This window comes from Kytococcus schroeteri (genome assembly GCF_002847825.1).
GTDB classification, from domain to species: Bacteria; Actinomycetota; Actinomycetes; order Actinomycetales; family Dermatophilaceae; genus Kytococcus; species Kytococcus schroeteri.
In genome coordinates, this window is record NZ_PKIZ01000165.1 from 1 (window position 1) to 306 (window position 306).

1 protein-coding gene is annotated in these 306 nt (G+C 68.3%); it reads right to left on the bottom strand.

Features of this window, described 5'->3' with window-relative positions:
• Positions 1-288 (bottom strand): hypothetical protein (locus tag CYJ76_RS12010; protein WP_202820503.1); only part of this gene is annotated, 288 nt, incomplete at its 3' end.
• Between the last annotated feature and the right edge of the window lie 18 nt (positions 289-306).

The following is a 306-nucleotide window of genomic DNA, read 5'->3' on the forward strand; positions in this document are numbered from 1 at the left end:
CACGATGCAGTGGAAGCTGGCCAGCTCCACAGACACCGGGGCTTCGATGGTGGCATAGCGCAGCGCGACCTCCCGCAGGCTCATGGCGCTGACCGGCTCCAGGTCCTCCGGCGGGGCGTTCACCGGCACTTCCAGCGGATCGTCCGGGGTCTGCACCGCGGTGCCAATGCGCACCACACCCGGCTCAGAAGTCACGTCGGTTCCGGTGTGCACATGCGTCCACAGCGCCTGCGGATGTGGGTGGGCTGCCAGCATGCCCTGCAACTGCTCGTCGTGGCTGCGCTGCACGCTGTCCTTCAGCGCGTC